The 8,703-nt window shown below is 28.5% G+C and carries 9 protein-coding genes and 1 pseudogene; 8 read left to right on the plus strand and 2 right to left on the minus strand.

Annotated features, from left to right (window positions below):
• The 3 genes and pseudogenes from CLPUN_RS27435 to CLPUN_RS03070 form a co-directional block, all read left to right on the plus strand.
• A pseudogene (locus tag CLPUN_RS27435) lies at positions 1 to 295 on the plus strand (hypothetical protein); the annotation flags it as partial.
• Positions 296 to 347: 52 nt separating this feature from the next.
• Positions 348 to 515, plus strand: a complete 168-nt coding sequence (locus tag CLPUN_RS27440) for a hypothetical protein (RefSeq protein WP_158078682.1) — start codon at positions 348 to 350, stop codon at positions 513 to 515.
• Positions 516 to 658: 143 nt separating this feature from the next.
• Positions 659 to 1,213: a GNAT family N-acetyltransferase gene (locus CLPUN_RS03070; RefSeq protein ID WP_077845925.1), complete on the plus strand. Its 555-nt coding sequence runs from the start codon at positions 659 to 661 to the stop codon at positions 1,211 to 1,213.
• Between the two features lie 82 nt (positions 1,214 to 1,295).
• Here the strand turns inward: CLPUN_RS03070 and CLPUN_RS26890 are convergent, their stop codons facing one another.
• Positions 1,296 to 1,655, minus strand: coding sequence for a hypothetical protein (locus tag CLPUN_RS26890; RefSeq protein ID WP_207652736.1), 360 nt, complete (start codon positions 1,653 to 1,655; stop codon positions 1,296 to 1,298).
• 482 nt (positions 1,656 to 2,137) lie between these two features.
• Between CLPUN_RS26890 and CLPUN_RS26895 the strand changes: the two genes are divergently transcribed.
• From CLPUN_RS26895 to CLPUN_RS03090, 5 genes are all read left to right on the plus strand, one after another.
• Positions 2,138 to 2,290, plus strand: a complete 153-nt coding sequence (locus CLPUN_RS26895) for a hypothetical protein (protein ID WP_158078684.1) — start codon at positions 2,138 to 2,140, stop codon at positions 2,288 to 2,290.
• A gap of 66 nt (positions 2,291 to 2,356) precedes the next feature.
• Positions 2,357 to 4,177 carry a RiPP maturation radical SAM C-methyltransferase gene (locus CLPUN_RS03075; protein ID WP_077845926.1) on the plus strand — a complete coding sequence of 607 codons (1,821 nt, stop codon included), beginning with the start codon at positions 2,357 to 2,359 and terminating at the stop codon, positions 4,175 to 4,177.
• Positions 4,167 to 5,042: a radical SAM protein gene (locus tag CLPUN_RS03080; RefSeq protein WP_077845927.1), complete on the plus strand. Its 876-nt coding sequence runs from the start codon at positions 4,167 to 4,169 to the stop codon at positions 5,040 to 5,042. The genes CLPUN_RS03075 and CLPUN_RS03080 overlap by 11 nt, the downstream gene beginning before the upstream one ends.
• Complete coding sequence (locus CLPUN_RS03085) at positions 5,039 to 6,202, plus strand: MFS transporter (protein ID WP_158078685.1); 1,164 nt, start codon at positions 5,039 to 5,041, stop codon at positions 6,200 to 6,202. Before CLPUN_RS03080 ends, CLPUN_RS03085 begins: the two co-directional genes overlap by 4 nt.
• A gap of 432 nt (positions 6,203 to 6,634) precedes the next feature.
• Entirely contained in the window at positions 6,635 to 8,077 is a 1,443-nt protein-coding gene (locus tag CLPUN_RS03090) for a glycoside hydrolase family 1 protein (protein ID WP_077845929.1), read from the plus strand.
• A gap of 97 nt (positions 8,078 to 8,174) precedes the next feature.
• On the opposite strand, the gene CLPUN_RS03095 is transcribed toward CLPUN_RS03090, so the two are convergent.
• Complete coding sequence (locus CLPUN_RS03095) at positions 8,175 to 8,579, minus strand: HNH endonuclease (protein ID WP_077845930.1); 405 nt, start codon at positions 8,577 to 8,579, stop codon at positions 8,175 to 8,177.
• Between the last annotated feature and the right edge of the window lie 124 nt (positions 8,580 to 8,703).

The raw sequence follows: 8,703 nt of genomic DNA on the forward strand, positions 1-8,703 counted from the left end.
AGATATTGTTAATCTTTATAATTTTGTGAAACAAAGAAATATTGATGAATTATTAAAAGAAAAGAATAAACAAAATGAAGTTAAGAAATCATGGAAACAAAGAATAATAGAGAGTTTTGAAAGAAATCCATTATTATGCAATAAATGTGGAACTGAAAAATTTTTATGGAAAATATGGCATAAGGATTATGGGGTGATATATGATATAAGGGAAACGAGTAACAGAAAGGATATATTATATGAACCCAAAAGAGATAAAGTACATAGAAAAGTTTTACAAATATCATTGCTATAAATGTAATTATAGTGAATTCGCTCCCGCGGACATCGTAGATGAGTTTGCTGATATGGATGAATATTGCGATGGAGAATACAGTTCAGAACAAGAATGTAAAAGGAAGGGAATGCCAGTAATGGAGTGCCCTAATTGTAATGCGGATTTTTATTATTCAGGAGAAATGAAAAGAGAAGAAGGCTCATATTGGATTGATGAAGATGAACCTTCTCCGTTTTAAAATTCACAAAACTCATAGTCCCCGCTAGGGGATTTTTTATTTACAATTTATCCTAAAGAATTGTACTTGGCAAAAAATTACACTATAATATAAATATATAGTTATACAAATGATGTAGAATACTTAAAATAAGGAGGAATATTATGGGGGCCAATTTACCAATATTGAAAGAAATACAATTAAAAAATGGTCAAATATTAAAATTAAGAAAGCCAGTAGCAAATGACGCAGAAAAAATGATTGAATATCTAAATACTGTTGGTGGTGAAAGCGATAATTTGTTGTTTGGGAAAGGTGAATTCCATCTTACTGTAGAGCAGGAAGTGGAATATATCAACAGAATTAATAACGATACAAATACATTTATGATATTAGGAATTATTAACGATAGCATTGTTAGTGTTGCACAGATTAGTAGTCCAAGCAGTAAAAGAATATCCCATAATAGTGAACTTGCTATTTCTGTTAGAAAAGATTACTGGGGTGTTGGTATAGGTAGTGCATTAATGGAAGAATTAATACAATTTGCAAAACAGCATAGTATAATAAAAAACATAAGTCTTGGTGTTAATGCAAGTAATAGCAAAGCAATTAGACTTTATGAAAAGTATGGATTTGTAAAAGTTGGTGTCCATAAAAATAACTTTTATGTGAACGGTTCTTATGATGATGAAATACTGATGGATCTATATATTTAATTTTAAAATTTTCATGCTATTAAGAATTTTATTCTTATGAATACAGGGGCGAGAATCAAAACATTATCTCGTCCCTGTATTGTTATTTAAGGTAAATTATATCTTCCAATGTAAAAGGCTTATCTACTATACCAAGCAACATTTTAAAATAGGTGTTTATAGTCCTCATGTCTACAGTATAAATCATTTCTGCCAATTCCATAGGTGATAGCCGAGAAAGGTCGGTTAGGCAGTCTACATATCTAATGCCTTTGTCTTTATGAGGATAAGGATGTTCTAACGGATTATGAATATATTTAGGATAGTTCTTGACTTTATATTCAACGGTTCTGTATAAACTATGCCTACTCAAATCGTGAGTCATCTTATTTATATCAGTTTCTTTAAGGCTACCATTAAATCCTATAAAATCCTGCAAGCAAAAACATAAATTAGTAAACAAGGATTTAAAAGAATTTATATATAAATAATAGACAATTTTCATATTTATGGTAAAATAATATCGTATAAGAATAATATCTATTATTAAAGAGGAAGGAGGTGTATATATATGGAAGATATTAAATACGTTGAATTTCAGACTGAAGAAGAATTCGAATTTGATTCGTGTGTAGAAGAATTTCTTATGTCTGCAGATATTTGTAATGCATCTAGAATCTAATTATGTGCTTACATGGAAACGAAGATGTAGCTAGATGCCTTATTGGTATCTAGCTATATTTATACTACTTTACAAATAATTAAATTTTCATAAAATACAATGAACCCAATACCTGTTCTTTGGACAAAATAATCATAGTTCCAATACGATTCTTTTACAAAGGACAGTGTTTACTTCTATGAATAGTATTGTCAATAAATCAACAATTAATACATTAAAGAAATATTTATGTGTTTATAAAAGCATTTTTTACAAACGTAGTTTTGAAAATTAATATATCCGAGTTAGCTATAGCTACTATAAACATTGGTACGAGCTTAATTACTGATGATATTAAGAGCTCATTAACCATATATTTAATAGTTTATGATACTCTTCAAAGTAAATTTGGTACAAAATTTGATTGCTGTGCTTAGCAAGACGAAGTCAGTTAAATTTATTGTAAAGTAGTGTATATTTATAAATGAAGGGAAATAAAAATAATGAACGATCACTTATGTAAAATTTTAGATGATTTTTCTGACAGCGAAATATTATTAGTTGTTCCGCCGTTTTCTTTAATAAATTTACCTTGTATTGGTCTAGATATTCTAAAATCTATAGCTGATTCTATGAATGTGAAAACTTCTATATTATATTCAAACATGTTATTTGCAGAATATATAGGTGTAGAAAAGTACAATCAGATAAGTAGAGGATTATTATCTATGCATACTATGCTTGGGGAAAGAATATTTGCAGAGGCTGCGTATTCATCAATGCCATGCTTGGGAATTGATTTTCTTAAAAGATATGATGAAAATTTCAATGAAATTTTTTTGTCATTATCTTCAATTGAAGAAATAACTAATATTGCAAATATGGCAAATAGTTGGACTAATATTTTAGCAGAAGAAATCGCTAATCGAAAATTTAGTATTGTTGGAGTCACAACTGGACATCAGCAAACAAATGCGGCAATCGCACTTATTAATGCAATTAAAAAACGTAATTCTAATATTATTTGTACAATGGGGGGATCTGCATGCGATGGGGATATGGCAGAAGGGATTCAAACTCTAAGTCCTAACATTGATTATATTTTTTCGGGAGAAAGTGAAATCAGTTGGAAAGATTTCCTTAATAAATATAAAAGTGATAATTTACCTAATAATAAAATAATTACGGGAAAATTCTTGTCGAATCTAGATGAAATACTTTGTAGTGAAAATACATATCGTGACTATTACAATCAGCTTAATTATTTAAACGTTGTTAAAGAGGAGGAAACGTCTTTTTTATATGAAAGTAGTAGAGGATGTTGGTGGGGAGAACGAAATAAATGTACTTTTTGTGGCGTAAACGGTTGGAACAAACATTATAGGTATAAATCAGAGCAAAAAGTAATAGATGAACTTTTTAAAATGCTTAATGCACATCCTAAAGTTAAACATATTCAAATGGTTGATACTTTGATGCCAAGAAATTATTTTAATAAATTACTCTTTACAATTAAGAAAAGTTTTCCAAATATTTCTATGTTTTATGAACAACGTGCTGATTTAACGCTTGAACAAGTAGTTCAACTTAAGCGAGCCGGAATAAATTATACACAAGTAGGTGTTGAGGCATTATCGACAAATTTGTTAAAACTGGTAAATAAAGGGGTAAGTGCTGAGCAAAACATAAAACTTCTTCGCTATTCAAAATCTACTGGATTATTAATAGGATGGAATTTATTGACGGAGATTCCAAATGATAAAGTTACTGACTGGATTGAATTTTTAGATTTAATTCCTTACATTTATCATTTAAATCCACCAATGCTTGTTCGACCATTGGAAATAGCTAGGTTTAGTCCTTATTTCGAAAATCCAGAAAAATATAATATAAAAAAAGTTGTCCCAAGTCCGGTATATTCGGAGATATTTCCAGAATCAGCAGATCATGAAAAACTAGCATGGTTATTTACTGCTGAGTATAGTTGTGATTCTAAAGAAAATACAGAATTGAAGAATAAAATCATAAAAGGTGTCATGATGTGGATGGATAAATGGAAGCACGGAAAAAATAATATACCAATCCTAAAAATATCAAAATCAAATGAAATATATTATTTAGAAGATTCGCGTTTTGGAAATATGGAAAGAGAACAAGTATCAAAAATGCAAGCAACTGCTGCGTTATTTGGCATAACAGAAGATAATAAGGAAATTTTCTCGTGGTGTAAAGAAAAGAAAGTAATTTATTATTACGAAGGAAAATACATACCTCTTGCAACGGCAAATCCAATAATTTTTAAGGAGCTCAAAGATGGAAAGTAATATGAATGAAATTTCTATAAATATAACTAGAAGATGCAATCTGCATTGTTCATATTGTTATGTTTATGATTTAATTAATAAGAAAAATAATAATATGGAATTGGATTTATCATTAGAAAAAATAAAAGGTTTAGTTAAATTATCTTCTATAGATGGGGTTTATTTAACAGGAGGGGAACCTTTTATGCATCCAGATATTAGAGAAATAATAAACTTTTTTGCTAATGCTGGTAAAAAAATAAATATTGCAACTAATGGATTTTTAATTGATTCAGAAATGGCTGAGTTTTTACAACATAAGAATGTCAGCTTATTAATCAGCATACGTGATGATGATTTTAAAAAAACAGCCAAAATTATAAATCTCTTAAACAATTTTGGAATATCAGTAATCTGCTACCATTTACCTACTACTGAAAGTCCTTATATCATATCGCAGCTGTTAAAAGAATGTCCTTCGGTTAATGCAATAAAACTTTTATATGATTCAAAAGATCCAAAAAACTCATCGGAGTGGTTTTCTCTTTTATACGCAATTTATTGCAAACTAAAATCACATATTTATAATATTGATATAAATGTTGAAATAGCATATCTTCCTAAAGAAAATGTAATTGCAAAAGATAGTAGAAGAGGCGCTTTTGATAGAATACATATTAGTACAGAAGGGCTTTTTTATTATTGCCCAATATTAGTATCTAAAACTGAAGGAAAAAGTGACTTATATACTCAAAAATGTACACCTGATTCATGTCCAGTATTATCAAAAAAATTAGATGACGAAAAATTTACTAGCGTATGTTGCTTTTTAGTTGCATCATTAGAGAATGCTATAAAAATTGGAAAATTTGGAGGAGTTATATGAACTCACCAAAAAAATTAATTTACTTGTTATCCTTTTTTATATCAGTAAATTTTTCTATACCAGTTTTTGGATCATTTTTTCAATTAGAACACGGTTTTAGTAGTGCAGAAATAACTAGATTATTCGCTGCTTACTCTTTATCTGTTTTTTTATTTGAAATACCAACTGGATTAATAAGTGATCTACTGGGCGAAAAAAGATCTTTAATAATGGGATCAATATTGTCTATTGTTTCAACTATTTTTTTTATAAAAGGAAATGTTGTACTGCTTTATGTTGGAGAAATTTTATTTGGATTAGGTAACACTTTTTTTTCTGGACCATTTGACAGTATAATTTATAAATATTGCAAAACATCTGATAGTAAATTAGATTATGATAATATAGTCTCTAATGCCTACACATTACAATGGTCTGCATTAAGCTTTTCTTTTTTGGGATGTTTTTATTTGACAAAATATGGGTCTATTAGATTAGCTTTTTTAGCTACGCTAATAGCAAATATTTTTTTACTTATTATAACGATTTTTCTTCCAAAATTAAATATTAATGCAGAACATAAGAATGTTTTTTTTATTATGAAAAGTTTTTTTTCTGAAATACATTCAAATAGATTCTTACTTATACTGTGTTTTTTAAATATACTTTTTTTAATGATACTTGTTAGTGGATACCAAATATTACAAACATATCTTTTGGATTCTCCATTAGACAAGACTTATAACGGGTTATTATATTTTTTAGGGGCTATTTTTGCAAGTTTGGGTTCATTTTTCTACAACAAATTAAAACATATGTTAAAATTAGGAAAAATGTTTTTTCTTTTATGTTTACTTTTTATCTCAATATGCTTTTTAGGCCTGGCTAATGCTTCAACAGTATTATTGATTTTTATATTTGTGTGCGTTTATAGACTTATATGGGGGATTACATCTCTAATGTTTTCTTCTATGCTTAATAAGAATATTGAAATAGACTCTCATAGAAATACAGCTTTTTCTTTAATTTCATTAGGGTATAATTTATGTAGTTCATTACTATTATTTATATTTTCACTAAATAATTTTAGCATTAAATATGAATATATAGTATTAACCATATTATCAATTGCATTATTGCTAATCTGTGCATTTTTTCAAAAAATAAGTATCATTCACTAAACAAATAACATCTTCAATAGATAAGTTATAATGTTCCCACTATAATTTTTCTATTGACGCAGTTGCAAATATTCTTCATGGAATCATTTTTTCAATAAATGGGATTCTATGATGCTATTCCTATTTTTATTAAAAAATAAAATGAAAAGTAGTGTCATAATTAATAAGTAAGGACTCTAGAAATAGGGTTCTTTTTTATTGAATTTATATTTATAACAGTTCATTTTGTTTAAGAAGAAATGTTTTTTTATAAAATAATTAGGTTAAAAAAATAAAAAGTAATTACATAACAATGTAAAAGATATAGACAAATATTATATTTGTATGATAGGCTATATGTATAATTGTTAATAAATTAGGGTGCGTTCTTATATTAAATTTATACAAGATTTAATCGAGAGAAAATGATAAATATTGTTAGGAGGATTAGAAATGTATTTTAAAGAAAAGCATGGGTTTCCAAAGGATTTTTTATGGGGAAGCGCATCTGCAGCCTATCAAGTAGAAGGTGCCGCGGAAGAGGATGGAAAAGGGAGAAGTAATTGGGATGAATTTGTAAGAATTCCGGGTAAGACATTTAAAGCTACAACAGGTGATGTAGCAGTTGATCATTATCATCGTTTTAAAGAAGATATTGCTTTAATGGCAGAAATGGGATTAAAGACATATAGATTCTCAATTTCTTGGCCAAGAATTTATCCAAAAGGCACAGGAGAAGTTAATGAAAAAGGATTACAATTTTATGATGCTGTAATTGATGAATGTTTAAAGTATGGAATTGAACCAATGGTTACAATCTATCACTGGGATTTGCCACAAGCCCTTCAAGAAGAATATAATGGCTGGGAGAGCAGAAGAATAGTTGATGATTATGAAAACTATGCAATTACTTTATTTGAACGTTATAAAGATAAAGTTAAGTATTGGATAACTTTAAATGAACAAAATGTATTTACAATGCATGGCTGGATGATGGCTACACATCCACCAGGCAAGAAGAATGACTCAAAGATGTTTTATCAAGTAAATCACCATGCAAATTTAGCTCACGCTAAAGCGGTACTTGCATTTAGAAAAATAGTTCCAAATGGTAAGATTGGTGCAAGTTTTGCATTCGGACCAAGTTATGCAATTGATTGCAATCCAATAAATAATATAGCAAAGGCAGATTACGATGATTTACAAAATTTCTGGTGGATGGATGTTTATGCATATGGAAGATATCCGAAAGCTGCATTCAAATATTTGCAAGGTCAAGGGGTAGCGCCAGTGTTTGAAGATGGTGATGCAGAACTTATGAAAGCAGCAGCTCAAGTAGATTTCATGGGAGTAAACTACTATCAAACAGCAGTTGTTGAATATAATTCAATTGATGGTGTTGGAATGGCTGAAATGAATACTACAGGTAAAAAAGGAACATCACAAGTTAGTGGAACACCTGGATTATTTAAAAATCCACCAAACCCATATTTAAAAACTACAGACTGGGATTGGACTATAGATCCAATGGGTATAAGAATGTGCTGTAGAACCATTACTAGCAGATACGACTTGCCAATAGTTATTTCTGAAAATGGATTGGGAGCATTTGACAAGAAGACTGAAGATAATAAAATTCATGATGACTACCGTATAGCATACTTGAAAGCTCACGTAGAGGAATTAAAAGAAGCAGTTAATGAAGGTTGTGAAGTACTTGCATATTGCACATGGTCAATAACAGACTTACTAAGCTGGTTAAATGGCTACCAAAAACGCTATGGATTTATTTATGTAGACCGTGAAGAAGAAGAAGGATCATCAATGAATCGTTATAAGAAAGATAGCTACTATTGGTATCAAAACGTAATAAAAACTAATGGTGAAGAACTATAGTTTAAATTAAAAGGAGTAACTCAAAAGGATTAGAAGTCATTTTGAGTTACTCTGTTTTTAATATAGATTATTTTTTGCAACATATATGAATTAAAAATTAATAATTATCTTCAATTAATTTGTCTAAAGTCAAATTAACAATCATTTCTTCAGAATAGAAGTGTCCACCCATTATTTTTAAAATAACTTCAGATTTTTTGTAGCCTTCCTTATAAAGCTTAAAATTCTTGGTTATTCTCTTAAGGGTATTTTTAGGTATATCTAATTCTAATGCTAACTCTTTAAAAGAATAATAATCTTTCTTTAATATATCATATAATTTATTTTGAAGATCTAATTTATATCTAAGATCAACTTCCTTAGACTGATGGGGTCCATACTTTCCTCTATGGTGAGATGGACATAAATATTTATAATTTAGTTCTATATCAAAGCCACCTTCACTTCTGTGAACAATATGATGTATATCAGCTTCAGCATTACATATTTCACATAAAGACAATGTTTAATCCCCCTTAGAAATTTATCCTATAAAAATTTAATTGGCATTAATATTATAAAGTAATCAATAAAAAATAGCAATTTTAATATATATAATAAAAATTTATAAATGAGTAATAAAATAG

It is taken from the genome of Clostridium puniceum, from assembly GCF_002006345.1.
Taxonomy (GTDB): Bacteria; Bacillota; Clostridia; order Clostridiales; family Clostridiaceae; genus Clostridium; species Clostridium puniceum.